The organism is uncultured Thiodictyon sp. (assembly GCF_903828115.1).
GTDB lineage: Bacteria > Pseudomonadota > Gammaproteobacteria > Chromatiales > Chromatiaceae > Thiodictyon.
Genome location: NZ_CAIKKU010000572.1, coordinates 1 through 14,012, shown reverse-complemented (window position 1 = coordinate 14,012; position 14,012 = coordinate 1). Strand labels below are relative to the sequence as shown.

At 66.2% G+C, this 14,012-nt stretch carries 13 protein-coding genes and 1 pseudogene; 4 read left to right on the top strand and 10 right to left on the bottom strand.

Annotation, left to right across the window (positions count from 1 at the left end; genetic code table 11):
- Positions 1–64: 64 nt before the first annotated feature.
- Both selA and fdhE read right to left on the bottom strand, forming a co-directional pair.
- Positions 65–1,495 carry an L-seryl-tRNA(Sec) selenium transferase gene (selA, locus tag QZY48_RS21530; protein ID WP_295435004.1) on the bottom strand — a complete coding sequence of 477 codons (1,431 nt, stop codon included), beginning with the start codon at positions 1,493–1,495 and terminating at the stop codon, positions 65–67.
- Between the two features lie 156 nt (positions 1,496–1,651).
- Positions 1,652–2,605 (bottom strand): formate dehydrogenase accessory protein FdhE, encoded by a 954-nt coding sequence (gene fdhE / locus QZY48_RS21525; protein WP_295435003.1) that lies wholly within the window; start codon positions 2,603–2,605, stop codon positions 1,652–1,654.
- A gap of 528 nt (positions 2,606–3,133) precedes the next feature.
- On the opposite strand from fdhE, the gene QZY48_RS21520 reads away from it, so the two are divergent.
- Together QZY48_RS21520 and QZY48_RS34940 are read left to right on the top strand one after the other, a co-directional pair.
- Positions 3,134–3,451 carry a nucleotidyltransferase family protein gene (locus QZY48_RS21520; RefSeq protein ID WP_295435001.1) on the top strand — a complete coding sequence of 106 codons (318 nt, stop codon included), beginning with the start codon at positions 3,134–3,136 and terminating at the stop codon, positions 3,449–3,451.
- Positions 3,452–3,548: 97 nt separating this feature from the next.
- Positions 3,549–3,860: pseudogene (locus QZY48_RS34940) on the top strand (hypothetical protein); the annotation flags it as partial.
- On the opposite strand, the gene QZY48_RS21515 reads toward QZY48_RS34940, so the two are convergent.
- From QZY48_RS21515 to fdnG, 5 genes are all read right to left on the bottom strand, one after another.
- The gene (locus QZY48_RS21515) at positions 3,791–4,120 is read right to left on the bottom strand and encodes a nucleotidyltransferase domain-containing protein (protein ID WP_295434999.1); all 330 of its coding nucleotides are present in this window, start codon (positions 4,118–4,120) and stop codon (positions 3,791–3,793) included. The pseudogene QZY48_RS34940 and the gene QZY48_RS21515 sit on opposite strands and share 70 nt — an antisense overlap.
- Before the next feature lie 183 nt (positions 4,121–4,303).
- Positions 4,304–4,594, bottom strand: a complete 291-nt coding sequence (locus QZY48_RS34935) for an HNH endonuclease (protein WP_366929747.1) — start codon at positions 4,592–4,594, stop codon at positions 4,304–4,306.
- Positions 4,595–5,445: 851 nt separating this feature from the next.
- Positions 5,446–6,069: a formate dehydrogenase subunit gamma gene (locus tag QZY48_RS21510; protein WP_295434998.1), complete on the bottom strand. Its 624-nt coding sequence runs from the start codon at positions 6,067–6,069 to the stop codon at positions 5,446–5,448.
- A complete protein-coding gene (gene fdxH / locus QZY48_RS21505) occupies positions 6,069–6,941 on the bottom strand; it encodes a formate dehydrogenase subunit beta (RefSeq protein WP_295434996.1) in 873 nt (290 codons plus the stop codon). The genes QZY48_RS21510 and fdxH overlap by 1 nt, the downstream gene beginning before the upstream one ends.
- Positions 6,942–6,951: 10 nt before the next feature.
- Entirely contained in the window at positions 6,952–10,035 is a 3,084-nt protein-coding gene (gene fdnG / locus QZY48_RS21500; protein WP_295434994.1) for a formate dehydrogenase-N subunit alpha, read from the bottom strand.
- Positions 10,036–10,532: 497 nt separating this feature from the next.
- On the opposite strand from fdnG, the gene QZY48_RS34930 reads away from it, so the two are divergent.
- Positions 10,533–10,703 (top strand): helix-turn-helix domain-containing protein, encoded by a 171-nt coding sequence (locus QZY48_RS34930; RefSeq protein WP_366929746.1) that lies wholly within the window; start codon positions 10,533–10,535, stop codon positions 10,701–10,703.
- Positions 10,704–10,727: 24 nt separating this feature from the next.
- Here QZY48_RS34930 and QZY48_RS21495 read toward each other — a convergent pair whose 3' ends face one another.
- The 3 genes from QZY48_RS21495 to QZY48_RS21485 form a co-directional block, all read right to left on the bottom strand.
- Positions 10,728–11,051 (bottom strand): tetratricopeptide repeat protein, encoded by a 324-nt coding sequence (locus QZY48_RS21495; protein ID WP_295434992.1) that lies wholly within the window; start codon positions 11,049–11,051, stop codon positions 10,728–10,730.
- 151 nt (positions 11,052–11,202) lie between these two features.
- A complete protein-coding gene (gene prmC / locus QZY48_RS21490) occupies positions 11,203–12,072 on the bottom strand; it encodes a peptide chain release factor N(5)-glutamine methyltransferase (RefSeq protein ID WP_295434991.1) in 870 nt (289 codons plus the stop codon).
- Between the two features lie 285 nt (positions 12,073–12,357).
- Positions 12,358–12,615: a type II toxin-antitoxin system Phd/YefM family antitoxin gene (locus QZY48_RS21485; protein WP_295435006.1), complete on the bottom strand. Its 258-nt coding sequence runs from the start codon at positions 12,613–12,615 to the stop codon at positions 12,358–12,360.
- A gap of 313 nt (positions 12,616–12,928) precedes the next feature.
- On the opposite strand from QZY48_RS21485, the gene QZY48_RS21480 reads away from it, so the two are divergent.
- A complete protein-coding gene (locus QZY48_RS21480) occupies positions 12,929–13,843 on the top strand; it encodes a Uma2 family endonuclease (RefSeq protein ID WP_295434989.1) in 915 nt (304 codons plus the stop codon).
- Positions 13,844–14,012 lie beyond the last annotated feature (169 nt).

Here is a 14,012-nt window from a genome sequence, read left to right as displayed (position 1 = left end):
CGCTTCTCCGATTACGATTACGACAACGACAACGACAACGACAACGACAACGATTGTGTTGTGTTTAACTTGCTCCTGACTCGCAACGAAGCATCGGCAACTGACCCCGAAAGGTCTCCGGGTCTTCCAGGCAGCGCAGGTCGAGCCACAGGGCGCCGTCGGCCACCCGGCCGATGACCGGGATCGGCAGCGCGCGCAGGGCGGCCTCCAACTCCCGCAGTACGCCACCGCGGCGGCCCTGCGGCCGCACCACCAGGGCGTGGCTGGGCAGCAGGTCCACCGGCAGTGAGCCGCTGCCGATCTGGCTGTGGACCGGCGCGGTCGCGACCGTCACCACCCAACCGGCCAGGGCCGCGGTCAGGGCCGGGAGCAGAACGGCCGCCAGCGATTCGATATCCCCCACCGGGCGCGTGAGCAGCCGCAGCGTCGGCAGGCGCTGCGCCAGCCGCTCCGGGTCCTGATACAGACGCAGCACGGCCTCCAGGGCGGCCAGGGTGAGCTTGCCCAGGCGCAGGGCCCGTTTCAACGGGTTCTTTTTGATGCGGGCGATCAGGTCGGCGCGCCCGACCAGGATGCCGGCCTGGGGGCCGCCCAAGAGCTTGTCGCCGCTGAAGGTCACCAGGTCCGCGCCCCTGGCCAGGGTCTCCCGCGGGGTGGGCTCGTGCGGCAGGCCGTAGGCGGCCAGGTCCACCAGGGTCCCGCTGCCGAGATCCACGACGAAGGGCAGGCCGCGCGCATGGGCGAGCGCGGCCAAGTCCGGCTCCGGCACCGTGGCAGTGAAGCCCGTGATGGCATAGTTGCTGGTGTGGACCTTCATCAGCAGGCCGGTACGCGGACCCAGCGCCTCCGCAAAGTCCCGCGCATGGGTCCGGTTGGTGGTGCCGACCTCCTTGAGACGCGCGCCGGCACGGGACATGATATCGGGGATCCGGAAGGCCCCGCCGATCTCCACCAACTCGCCGCGGGAGACCAGGACCTCGCGGCGCAGGGCGAGCGTATTGAGCAGCAGGAAGACCGCGGCGGCATTGTTGTTCACCACGGTCGCCGCCTCGGCACCGGTCAGGTCCCGCAGCCAACCCTCCACCACCGAGTCCCGATCGCCCCGGGCACCGCCCTCCAGGTCGTATTCCAGGGCGCAGGGCTCGCGGGCGGCCAGCGTCAGGGCGGCTACTGCCTCCTCCGGCAGGGGCGCCCGTCCCAGGTTGGTGTGCAGGACGGTGCCGGTGAGGTTGAAGACCCGGCGCAGCCGCGGCGCCTGCGCCCGCGCCAGGCGCCCGGCGAGACGGGCGGCGAAGGGGGCCGGGGCGAAGGGATCGGCCAGCGGGTCCCCGCTCGGGACCGGGTCGGCGAGCCCGGGGCGCAGCTCGTCGATCAGCGCGCGCACCGCGGCCAGCACCGGTTGACGACCATATTCAAGCAGCAGCGGCGCCAGGGCCGGCCAACCGAGCACGCGATCGACCGACGGGGGCCGGCGGGCGGGGATGGGGCTAGGCACGGCAAGACCTTTGACTACAATCCCCGCGCGCACGCGGCTTGCGAGGTCGCTGGTCCGCACAGCGGACCCTACGGGCGCGGGGCCTCCCCGTAGGGTCCGCTGTGCGGACCGCTCGCCGCGGCCGGACACGATGGGCATGACGACCGACTGCAAACCTCACAGCACCGCCACCCTACCCTGAAGCATTAGAAAATTGAGCCCGGCCCGCTCGAAGCCCTCTTGCTCCACCAGCAGGTCCAGCGCGAGCGTGGCGAGGTCGTCCGCCCAGGGGTCCAGGTGCGGGTCACGCTCCAGTCGGCAGAGCTTGAGATAGCCCCGACACTCCGGGCAGGCCTCGGCCTGGACCGCGGCCTGGTGCCCCGACCCCTGATCCGCGTCCAGCCCCGTCAGGCCCAGATAGCGGATCCCGCGGCCGTTGTCGCACAGGCTGCACTTGGCCCGCACCAGATGCCATTCGGTGGCGCAAAGGCCGCAGTGGAGATAGCGCAGCCCATCCTCGGCCCCATTGATGCGCAGGACCGCGGCCACCGGCAGGGCCCCGCACACCGGGCAGAGCCCGGGTGGCGTCTCGCCCAGTCCAGGTGGGGCGAGGTCGCCCGGGTCGAGCCGCGCCGCAGCACCAGTCCAGCAGACCTGGAGCGCGGCGCCGATCAGGGGTGCGGCGGCTAGGTCCAGATCAGTCCCATCCAGCCCCAGTAGTGCGCGGGCCTGTGCCTCCAGCCAGGCGCCCGGGGCCTGGGCGAGCGGCGCCAAGGCCGAGGGATCAGGCGCCGCGGGCGCCAGCTCGGCCGCCAGTCGGCGCAGCAGGTCGTGCCAGCCGGGCCCCGGCCACCAGCCGGGGGCGGCCAGGGGCGGCATGGCCGCCTCCCGGCAGCGCGCGAGCAGGTCGGCGGACGGCAGCGGTTCGAGCGGCGAATCGTCCCACAACCGCTGTTGCGACTCCGCCAGGCGTGCCGCAAAGCGCAGCAGGGGCTCCAGGCCGTGACCGGGAGCCAGGGCGTGCAGGCGTTGGGCACGGGCGGCGAAGAGCCCAGGCGCGGGCAGCCGCCGAGTGGGGAAGACCCCGGCGGCGGGCTCGATCTGACCGGGTTGGAGGATGGCACTGGGCATGGTGGATCGGTTGCTCCCCGGGGTCCTGATGCGTTTCATGCAAAGTTCACGGATGACTCGTCGGCCTCGATCATGGTTCCGGCCACCGCGACGGGTCGGTCGGCCCCCAGGCCGACCGACTGGGAGCGCCGCACCCCAGTGCGGCCCGGCCCATCCGCGGCACACAACGCTGCGGACGCCTGAGAGATCGCGCCGCACTGGGGTGCGGCGCTCCCAGCCGGGTCCGCCGTGCGGACCCTACCCGCGCCGCTGCGGGCGCCCGGCCACGGCGAAGCATACCGGCTAACCCAACGCCTTGACAGCCACGCGGACATCTGGTCGACTTTGACCCACAGACAGCACCGCGCCCGTAGGGTGCGCCGTGCGCACCATGGCGCCAACCGAAACCCTGGCCGCGGCGATCAACCGCAGCCTCTCAAGGTGCGCACGGCGCACCCTACGCCAATGGTCCGAGCAATTGCGTCAGGTGATAGTAGTGTCATTTGACCTGCGCGCAAGCCCGATAGATTGGGACCGCAGCCTGACATCATGGCAACGATCGGCGCAGTGATGAAACAATGCAAGACGGCCCTTGCAAGCCATTACGGCTTGCGCTTCAAGGGCCTGATCCTGTATGGCTCTGTCGCGCGCAAACAGGCCGACCCAACGAGCGATATCGATTTGCTGGTCTTGTTGAGCCAACCCTTCGACTATTGTTCAGAACTGCGCGACATCATCGATCTGTTGTATCCTATCCAACTCGAGTCGGAGCAATTGATCTCCGCCAAGCCAGTACTCTTGGATGCATTTGAAAGCGGGAGCATTCAACTCTATCGCAATGCCAGAAGGGAAGGGGTCCTGGTGTGACGGATTCATACCAGCCGGAGATCGCAGCCAATCTTGAACGCGCCGCCCAATCCATCCAAGCAGCGAAGGACTTGACCGCTAGGATTACCACGACTTCGCGGCGTCTCGCGCCTATTATGCGGCCTTTTACGGCGCCACCGCCATCCTGCTGAACGAGGCGCTGGACTTCAGCAAGCACAGCGGCGTTATCGCATCGATTCATCAGCGTTTCGTCAAGACGGGGAAATTGAGCAGGGAATGCCGGAACTCCACGACTGGCAAGCGGTGCATGAAGGGCTGCGCGACATCGAGAAGCTCCGATAGTCGTGTTCCGCCAGTCTTCGGAGGCGCTTGGCCTCATCAATCCAGGGAGTCGTGCAGCACCCGCCCCTCCCGACAGGCGCGAAACAGGATGGTTCCCGGCACTTGACTGCGCTGCTCGAACTCGCTCAAGGTATAGATCAGAAGATCAACACCGACCCCGGGCGCCACCCGGCCCAAGGCATCCATCAGGCGCATATACTCCCCCGCCGGGTCCGCGACCTCACGCTCGATCACCATCAGGTCCAGATCAGACCCGGAGTCCGCGGTGCCGCGACCGTAGGAACCGAACAGGATCACCCGCAAGGGGGAAGAGGCGGCAACTGCAAGACGGTCGACGGCCGATTGGATGGCGTCTTTGCTAAGCATTGGGGGTACCTTCAAGGAGGCGGCCTTGAACGGCGTTCCAGCCGCAGCCATCCTGAGCGCAAAGCGCCTCACACATGCGTGGCACTACGCTCCATCCAGGCTACAATGAGCGCCCCAACTGAACATTTGCCCGGTCTCGGGGCGATTCCCGAGGGGATGTCGCGAGGACAGCCCCACCGTGCATCACCTCTTAGGACTGCGAGCTATCGCTAGGCGAAGTATCTCCGGGGGATGCCACTTGCGTCGCTGCACGCCCCGCGCGACAAGTTGTCGATACTCATCGGCGCTGGGCGCTTGCCTTATCTGGTGCCTGGTTGCATTACAGAACAAACATGCGGCGACGATGTTCGTCCGGGAAGAATCGCCACCGTCTTGTCGGGCTACCAGGTGCTCGCCGGTACATTGCAGGCGGACCGCGAGATCTTTGCCAATTCCGTGGCGGGCTGCAAACGCCCCGGGGTTTTCCAGCCACATCGGTGCGCCACAGTACCAACAGTGGCCGTGCTGGCGACGAAAAGCCGCAAGGCGGGGTTTAGAAAGGGAAGTTGTCATGAGCTTCGTGCCCATCAAGAGCCCACTAGCCGCAGGGTGGCGGCGTTGGGCGCCAGGGGAGGTGCTCACCCTGGCAGAGGCGCGCTGGTCGGTGTTGACTCAGCAGCCGGGTTCACGCGCCCGCCCTCCCGAACCCTCAACCAAGCCTGGGCTTGAGGACCTCGGCGAACGGGAGTCGTCGCGCAAAACAAGAAAACCACAACCCAAAGAGAAAGTCAAGCAGCCAAACGGCGAGATCGCGTCGTCGCACCGAACCGCGTTTGTGACACCGACGCCCCCCAACCTGTAACCAGTCGCTCCAGGCAGGGATGGACCCCGAAGGGGTTAGACATCCCAGCCCCGGGGCAAGGCCCCGGGCGGGCTGCACCTGAAGATCCAAGCCCTGCAAGGGCGTGACATAGACGGGAGCCCACAGATCGGTGGGAATGTCACGCCCTTTCAGGGCTGATTTCTTACTCTCACCTTAATCCCAGGGCGTTGCCCTGGGCTGGTATGTCACGCCCCTTCGGGGCTCTGGTGGCGGTCGGCACGCAGCCGAAACGTCTGATAAACCACTCCATGGGTATCCTGCGAGTCCATACCGGCTGAGCGGCTGCCATCCCTGGCCTGGATTCCGACTTCCTCTCGTTCCCACGCTCCAGCGTGGGAATGCCGCGCGGGTGCTCCGCGTCCCGTCTGGTTACTGGACGCGGAGCGCCCGCTCTTGCTCCCCTGTTTCCGCATTGGAGCCAGCATCGCTTGACTCAACGGCATTGGGTTCTAGCCTGGCGCCGTCACCCCTCCTTCGTCACCTCCTTATACCACCCGCGATGGTGCTGCTTGGCCCAGGCGCGGGTGACGGTGCCGTACCACATGGCGCGGATGGTGCCCTTGGTCCAGATGGCGGCGTAGACGTGGACCATGATCAGGCCGATCATCACCGCCGCGGTGGCCGAGTGGACCACGGCGGCCAGGCGGACCCACTCCACCGGGAAGTGGAACCAGGTCCGCCACAGCGCGACGCCCGACAGGATGAGCAGCAACATGCACCAGAACAGCAGCCAGAACAGGAGCTTCTGGCCGCCGTTGTATTTGCCCTGCTCGGGCATGTTGTGGTCGTCCCCGTCCACCATCTGGCGGACATTTCTCACCCATTGCCAGTCGGTCGCGGTCATGAGGTTGAGGCGGGTGAAGCGGATCAGCATGATGATATAGGCAACCGCCATCAGGACCCCCAGGTAGGGGTGCAGGATGCGCGTCCAGGTGCCGCCGCCGAACAGCATGGAGAAGGGCCAGAAGGCCGGGTGGAAGAGGGCGAGCCCCGACAGCCCCAGCAGGATGAAGCTGATCCCGACTATCCAATGGTTCAGTCGCTCGCCCGGCGTGTAGCGGACCAGATCGTTCAGATCGCGTTGCATTACTCGAACTCCTTCTCGGTCTCCTTGGAGACCTCATTGGGGCCTTTGGTGATGTAGTGGAAGAGGCCGGCCAGGCTGACCGCCGCGAAGGCGGCAATCGCCAAGGGCTTGGCGAGTCCCTTCCACACGCTGACCAGCGGGTCGATCTGCGGGTCCTTGGGCAGATCGGCATAGAGCTCCGGCCGATCCGCGTGCTGGAGTACATACATCACATGGGTCCCGCCCACCCCCGGCGGGTCATAGAGACCGGCGTTCGCGAAGCCCCGCTCCTTCAGGTCACGCACCCGGATGGCCGCCGACTCCACCATGTCGTCCTTGCCGCCGTAGGTGATGGCGCCGGTGGGACAGGTCTTGACGCAGGCCGGCTCCAGGCCCACTGCCACGCGGTCCGAGCACAGGGTGCACTTGTAGGCCTTGCCGTCCTTGGCGGCGAGCCGCGGGATGTTGAATGGACAGCCGGTGATGCAGTAGCCGCAGCCGATGCAGTGCTCCTGATTGAAGTCCACGATGCCATTGCCGAATTTGACGATGGCACCGGGGGCCGGGCAGGCCTTGAGGCAGCCCGGGTCCGCACAGTGCATACAGCCGTCCTTGCGGATCAGCCACTCCAGCCGGCCGTCCGGCTCCACCTCCGAGAAGCGCATGACGGTCCAGGACTGGTCGGTGAGATCCATGGGGTTGTCATAGACGCCGTGATTGAAGCCCACCTCATCGCGCAGGTCGTTCCACTCCATGCAGGCGACCTGACAGGCCTTGCAGCCGATACACTTGGAGATGTCGATGAGCTTGGCGACCTCGAACCCCTGGCGGGCCGAGGGAGAGGGCGTGGTGGTGGCGGAACGGGCCGCGATGTCGAGTGATTGCAGTGCCATGGTCGCCTCCTCACACCTTGGTCGGGAGCAGTTCGAGGTCCACCAGGAACGCCTTGAACTCCGGCGTCTGGGTGTTGGCGTCGCCCACGAAGGGGGTGAGCGTATTGGTGATATAACCATTCCTGGCCACGCCTTTGAAGCCCCAATGGATGGGGATGCCCACCGTATGGACCGGCTTACCCTCGATCATGAGGGTCTTCAGGCGCTTGGTCACCACCGCCACGGCGACGATGAAGCCCCGCTTGGAGCGTACCCGCACATGGTCCCCGGCCTTGATCCCCTTGGCCGCCGCCAGTTCCTCCCCGATCTCCACGAACTGCTCCGGCTGCACGATGGCATTGAGCTGCACATGCTTGGACCAGGTATGGAAGTGCTCGGTCAGGCGGTAGGTGGTTGCCACATAGGGGAATTGTTCGACGCTGCCGAGACTCTCCAGGTCCCCCTTGAAGATCCGCACCGCCGGATTGGCCCGCGCGAGCGGATTGTCCGGGTGCATCGGGTTGTTGGCGAGCGGCGACTCCATGGGCTCGTAGTGCTCCGGGAAGGGTCCCTCCGCCATCATGTCCCGGGCAAAGAAGCGGGCCACGCCCTCCGGGTTCATGATGAATGGCCCCATACCATCGACCGGTGCGCTGTCCGCCTTGAAGTCCGGGATATCGGAGCCGGTCCATTTGGCCGCCGCGGCGTCCCAGCCGATCAGCTTGCGGTTGGGGTCGTAGGGCCGACCGTCCGCGTCGCAGGAGGCGCGGTTATAGAGCACCCGCCGATTCGCCGGCCAGGCAAAGGCCCAGTTGAGGTTCTGGCCGATCCCATAGGGGTCCGCATTGTCCCGGCGGGCCATCAGATTGCCCTTCTCGGACCAGGCACCGGCAAAGATCCAACAGCCGCAGGCGGTGGAGCCGTCGTCGCGCAGTTCGGCGAAGCCATTCAACTGCTCGCCGGCCTTCACCAGGACCTTGGCGGGGTCCTTGGGGTCCGTCACGTCCTTGATGGCCCGGCCGGAGAACTCCCTCGCCAATTCCTCCGGTGAGGGATCGGCCGGCTGCTTGTGCCGCCAGGTGAGATTCAGGATCGGGTCCGGGAAGGCACCGCCGTCCTTCTTATACATCGCCTTGAGCTTCAGGAAGATGCCGGCGATGATCTCCTGGTCGTTGCGCGCCTCGCCGGGCGGCTCGGCGCCCTTCCAGTGCCATTGCAGCCAGCGCGACGAATTGACCAGTGAGCCATCCTCCTCCGCGAAGCAACTCGAGGGCAGGCGGAAGACCTCAGTCTCGATCTTCGTCGGGTCCACGTCGTTGTATTCGCCGTGGTCCTGCCAGAACTCAGAGGTCTCGGTGGCCAGCGGGTCGATCACGACCAGATATTTGAGCTTGGCGAGTGCCCCGGACAGCTTGATTTTGCAGGGGGCGGAGGCGAGCGGGTTGAAGCCCTGGCAGAAATACCCGTTCATCTTGCCGTTGCTCATGTCCTCGAACACCTGCAGGATGTCGTGGGTCTTGTCAAGCTTGGGCAGCCAGTCGTAACACCAGTTGTTGTCCGCGGTGGCGGCATCCCCATACCAGGCCTTCATGGTACTCACGAAGAACTTGGGATAGTTCTGCCAATAGCTCAACTGGCCCGGCCTCATGGGCTTGGGCGAGCGCTTGGTGAGATAGGCGGCAAAGTCCTGCTCCGCCTCACCGGGCAGGGTCATATAGCCGGGCAACAGGTTGGAGAGCAGCCCCAGGTCCGTCAGGCCCTGGATGTTGGAATGGCCGCGCAGGGCATTCATGCCGCCGCCCGCCACGCCGATGTTGCCGAGCAGCAGTTGCACCATGGCCCCGGTGCGGATCATCTGCGACCCCTTGGAGTGCTGGGTCCAGCCCAGTGCATACAGGATGGTCATGGTCCGATCGGCCGCCGCGGTCTCCGCGATCATCCCGGCCACCTTGAGGAAGGCGTCCCGGGGCGTGCCGCAGACCCGCTCCACCAGTTCCGGCGTATAGCGTGAGAAGTGAGTCTTCAGCAACTGGTAGACGCAGCGCGGGTGCTGCAGGGTGGCGTCGGTCAGCACAAAGCCGTCCGGGCCCATCTGGTAGCCCCAGGTGGACTTGTCGTACTTGTGCTTGGCGGCGTCGTAGCCCGAGTAGATGCCGTCGGTGAAGGTGAACTCGTCCTTCACCAGATAGCTCATGTCCGTATAATCCTGGACATACTGGTGATGGATCTTGTCCTCGGTCAACAGGTAATTGATCAGGCCGCCCAGGAAGGCGATGTCGGAGCCGGCGCGGATCGGGGCATAGTAGTCCGCCACCGCCGCGGAGCGGGTAAAGCGCGGATCGACGACGATGAGCCTCGCCTTGCGGTGGGCCTTGGCCTCGGTCACCCACTTGAAGCCGCAGGGATGGGCCTCGGCGGCATTGCCGCCCATAATGAGAACGAGATCGGCATTCTTGATGTCGACCCAGTGATTGGTCATGGCGCCACGGCCGAATGTCGGGGCAAGACTTGCCACCGTCGGGCCGTGTCAGACGCGCGCTTGATTATCGAATGAGAGCATCCCCAGACTACGCACGACCTTGTGGGTCAGATAGCCGGTTTCATTGCTGGAGGCGGAGGCGGCGAGGAAACCGGTGCTGTTCCAGCGGTTCACCGTCACGCCGTCCTTGTTCCTGGCCTCGAAGTTGGCGTCCCGATCCGCCTTCATGAGGGCGGCGATACGGGTGAAGGCGTCATCCCAGGCGATCGGCTGCCACTCGCGGCTGCCCGGCGCCCGGTACTCGGGCTGGGTGAGGCGCGTGTCGCTGTGGATAAAGTCCAGGAGACCCGCGCCCTTGGGGCAGAGGGTACCGCGGTTGACCGGGTGGTCCGGGTCGCCCTCGATATGGAAGATGCGCCCGTGGACGTTCTTGGCCCCGGCCCCCAGGCCGTACATCAGGATGCCGCAGCCGACCGAGCAGTAGGGGCAGGTGTTGCGGGTCTCGGTGGCCCGCGTCAGCTTGAAGGCGCGCATCTCCGCGAGCGCGGCGTCGGGCGCGAAGCCCAACAGGGTCAGGCTGGAACTGCCCACCCCCGCGGCGGAGACCTTCAGGAAGGTCCGACGTGTGACTTTCATCTTTTTCGGTTCCTCGTCTTGGTGGTGCTTGGGTCTGCCGCCTTGGGGGCGGGGGCCGGTCTGGGCGCGATAGCCTAGCCGGAGTGTAGATCATCCCGGGGCTTTGGGTACAGGTTCCAGCGGACGCGCTCGCCCGGAAACAGGACCTCCGAAGTCGGCCGGACCTTGGGGCGATCCGGGTGGTGGAGCGCCCTTGGAAAATTGCCGCACCTGGTGCCGGCAACCCTAAATCCGGCAATTGCTCTCGCAAAGACACAAAGAACACAAAGAAAAACAGATCATTGAAGGCGTTGAGCCGATCACCGCCCAGGTAACCGCCTCGACCGACGTATCGCTAACCCTGAAAGGGCGTGACAGAACGGCGGCGCCCCTGATGTCACGCCCTTTCAGGGCTAGGCTGCATTACACGGCATACCCAGGGCGTTGCCCTGGGCTGGTATGTCCGACCCCGTTGGGGTCGAGATGCAGGACAAGTCCGCGCCTAAAGTGCCGATGAGATCCGCGCCATCCGCCTGCGCAGCAAGGCAAGCCTTGCGGTCTTCGCGGCCTATCTCAACACCAGCGCAGCGACCATCCAGAAATGGGAACAGGGCCGAAAGCACCCGCACGGGCCTTCGCTGAAGCTGCTTGATCTGGTGGACCGCAAGGGGTTGGCGGCGCTCGGGTGACGCTATGATGATCCTGCAATTCAGTCAGCTGGCCAGAGCCTTCTCCGCGCGCTTGCGAAAGACCCGCATCTCCTTGGCGGCCTGGAGATCGCCCTTGCGCTCGGCGGTGGCGATGCCCTGATCGAAGGCGGCGAGGGCCGGCGCGTATTCGCCGACGGCCTCGAGCGCCTTGCCGTAGAGCTTCCAGGCGGCGGAATAGTCCGGGTCCAGCTGCACCGCCGCGGCCAGGTGCTCCGCGGCCGGGGTGGGCTCCCCGGCCTTCAGGTACTCGTTGCCCAGGCCATAACGCAGCAGGGCGGAGTCCTGGCCGCGGGCGAGCATGGATTGGAGGTTGTCGATGATAGACATGGGTTCCTCAGACTCGGATGAAGGCGGCGTGACACCGCTCAAGAAACTGGGCACGTTAAAGTGGCCGGGATCATGGTAAGTTGCGAGTCAAGATAGTGAACCGTTCCTAAAGGCCGCCGATCCTCAGGTTGGAATGGAGGGGTCTGAACGGTTACAACTGCCCGAGGGTAACCCGGTCCAGACCCGCCAAATCGTGCCGGGTCTGCGGATCGCGCAGGCCATGATCCCTGAATAATCCACGCACCGCCGCCCCCTGGTCAAACCCATGCTCGACCGCCAGCAACCCCCCGGGGCGCAGGCAGCGCACGGCCTCGGCCGCAATCCGGCGAATGGCCGCGAGCCCGTCGGGTCCGGGGGTGAGTGCCGCGCGCGGCTCGTGGGGCAGATCGCCCTGGTCGAGGTGGGGGTCTGCCGCGGCGACATAGGGTGGATTGGCGAGGATCAAATCCAGGGAGCACGAGGCGATCGGGCTGAGCCAGTCCGCGCGCAGTGGCCCGACGTTGGCGAGGCCAAGGTCCCGGAAGTTGGCGCGGGCGACCGCGAGCGCGCCGGCCGAGCGGTCGGTGGCGATGACCTGCCAGGCGGGGCGCTCGCTCGCAACAGCGGCGGCGATGGCGCCGCTGCCGGTGCCCAGATCCGCGACGCGGCGTGGGCGGTCCGGGTCCGGCAGTTCCAAGGCGATCTCGACCAGGAGTTCGGTCTCGGGGCGGGGTATCAGGGTGTCCGGAGTGACCTTGAGATCCAGGGTCCAGAACGCCTGCCGACCGCGGATATAGGCGATGGGCTCCCCGGCCAGGCGGCGGGCGAGCAGGGCATCGAAGCGCGCGGCGGCCACGGGCTCAAGGTGCGCCTCGGGCCAGGCGATGAGCCGGGAGCGCGACCAGCAGGTGGCTTGCGTGAGCAGCAGTTCGGCCTCCAGTCGGGGGGCAGACTGGGGAAGGTTGGCGAGGGCGTCAGCGGCATCACGGAGGGTCTGGTCGACGCGCTGGCCTTGAGTATCCGCGAGGGTATCTGTATTCATGAGATAAGGCGACAAGGCCGCGTCGGCAGTCTGACGGTCAGGTTACGCTTCGCTCACCTGACCTACAACGCCTGCAACGCTGTGAGCCAGTCGTTTCATCGAAGATGAATAGGAGATCGGGTCCAACATTTGCCGCGGCGGGGGCGCTTCTTAACCAGGATAACGAGAATCGGCGGCATCGGCGGGTTCTTGGCGAACTTGATCAAATCGTGGTGCTCTCACCAAGGACCACGACAGTCAAGGCCTCGATGAGATAGATCAGGGCGCAGGCATCGAGAAAGACGATCACGCGGTCCCGTTCCAGGCCGCACGCTCGGCCGCAAGGTCGGCATCGATCGTCGGCTGGTCGCGCGTGGCGTGGCTCGGTCGGTCGAGCCAGTCCCAGGCGCTCGGACCTGCGGTCAGGCGCTCATAGTCAACGGCGGACAGGATCACATAGCACGGTCGTTCGTTTTCAATGACCTGGACCGGCCCGGCATGAAGTAGGTCGTCCACGGCGGCCATGCCGCGGCGCTCGATTTCCTGGGCGGGGATGCTGTTCATACTCACCTGATGGATCGCGGCGGCACCGTCACGGATAGCGGCCAAGTGGAGCATATCAGACCACCTTGACTCTGGCGAGCCGCTCCCCCGCGCACCGTTCATCGTCCGGGGTGGCTGGTCTGGCTGTCGGGTTACGCTTCGCCAACCCGACCTACAACGCCGAGCTTGCGCACAAGTCATGTGGTCGAGGGCCGCAGCAGCGATGAGCGACGCCTGCCCGCCGCCATGGTCCGCGGTGCCTTGTCCCGTGCCGCGACCCTGCGGTATCGTGCGCGCCTACCCCCGACGTTCCGACTGGCGGAGGCCCCACGCGATGAACCCCCTCTCCCTCTACGACCCCGACGACCCCTATCCGGAGAGCGACGGCAAGCCCATGGCGGAGAGCACGGAGCAATACGAGTGGCTGGTCAAGATCAAGGAGAACCTGGAGTGTCTGTTTGCCGGGGACCCCCAGGTCTTCGTCGCCGGCGACCTGTTCTGGTATCCGGTGCGCGACCGCAGCGTCGCCGACGCCATGGCCCCGGACGTGATGGTCGCCTTCGGCCGGCCCAAGGGTGTGCGCCGTTGCTACAAACAATGGGAGGAGGCCGACATCGCCCCCCAGGTGGTGTTCGAGATCCGCTCGCCGTCGAACGGTCCCAAGGACATGGCCGAGAAGCTCGCCTACTATGACCGCTTCGGGGTGGAGGAGTATTACGTCTACGACCCGCCGCGCAACCACCTGGAGGTGTGGCTGCGTCAGGACGGGCGGCTCAAGCGGATGTCGCACCTGAAGGGCTGGACCAGCCCGCGGCTCGGTATCCGCTTTGCCCTGGGCGGCAAGACGCTCGCGATCTTCGACCCCCATGGCCAGCCATTCCTGACCTCGGTGGAGCGCGCCGAGCGGCTGCGGCGCGAGCAGGCGCGCGCCGAGGATGGGCACCGGCGGGCCGAGGAGGCGCACCGGCGGGCGGAGCTTGAGGCCGCGCGTGCCCACGAGGAACGCACCCGCGCCGACCGCGTGGAAGTCCTGGCGGCCGCGGCGATCACCCGTGCCGAGCATGAGGCGGCCCAGGCGGCGCGGCAGACGGCCAGGGCCGAGCGGGAGGGCCTGCGTGCCGACGAAGAACACCAGCGGGCGGAACTCGCCACGGCCCAGGCGGCCGCGGCCGGCGCCCGTGCGGAACAAGAGCGGGCGCGGGCAGAGAGACTGGCCGAGCGGCTGCGCGAACTGGGGGTCGAGCCCTGAGAGCGGGCGGCCGGGCCGGTTCGGCGCTTGATGCTGGTAGGTCTGGGTTCGTGGTACTCGGGGGCATCGGCAAGTGCTTTCATCATCTCGGAGCGTCACTGCTATTAAGTTAAGGCGCACTCACCGACCGCGTCGCCTCCGCCTGGAGTCCAAGGCTTCAGCCTTGGCG

Excerpts from the sequence above, each read along its gene's own strand:
- fdhE (WP_295435003.1), bottom strand. The coding sequence starts at position 2,605 with ATGCCCAGTGCCATCCTCCAACCCGGTCAGATCGAGCCCGCCGCCGGG.
- QZY48_RS21515 (WP_295434999.1), bottom strand. The coding sequence starts at position 4,120 with ATGCTTAGCAAAGACGCCATCCAATCGGCCGTCGACCGTCTTGCAGTT.
- fdxH (WP_295434996.1), bottom strand. The coding sequence starts at position 6,941 with ATGGCACTGCAATCACTCGACATCGCGGCCCGTTCCGCCACCACCACG.
- QZY48_RS21480 (WP_295434989.1), top strand. The coding sequence starts at position 12,929 with ATGAACCCCCTCTCCCTCTACGACCCCGACGACCCCTATCCGGAGAGC.
- QZY48_RS34935 (WP_366929747.1), bottom strand. The coding sequence starts at position 4,594 with ATGTGGCTGGAAAACCCCGGGGCGTTTGCAGCCCGCCACGGAATTGGC.
- QZY48_RS21485 (WP_295435006.1), bottom strand. The coding sequence starts at position 12,615 with ATGAACAGCATCCCCGCCCAGGAAATCGAGCGCCGCGGCATGGCCGCC.
- QZY48_RS21520 (WP_295435001.1), top strand. The coding sequence starts at position 3,134 with ATGGCAACGATCGGCGCAGTGATGAAACAATGCAAGACGGCCCTTGCA.
- QZY48_RS21495 (WP_295434992.1), bottom strand. The coding sequence starts at position 11,051 with ATGTCTATCATCGACAACCTCCAATCCATGCTCGCCCGCGGCCAGGAC.
- prmC (WP_295434991.1), bottom strand. The coding sequence starts at position 12,072 with ATGAATACAGATACCCTCGCGGATACTCAAGGCCAGCGCGTCGACCAG.
- QZY48_RS21510 (WP_295434998.1), bottom strand. The coding sequence starts at position 6,069 with ATGCAACGCGATCTGAACGATCTGGTCCGCTACACGCCGGGCGAGCGA.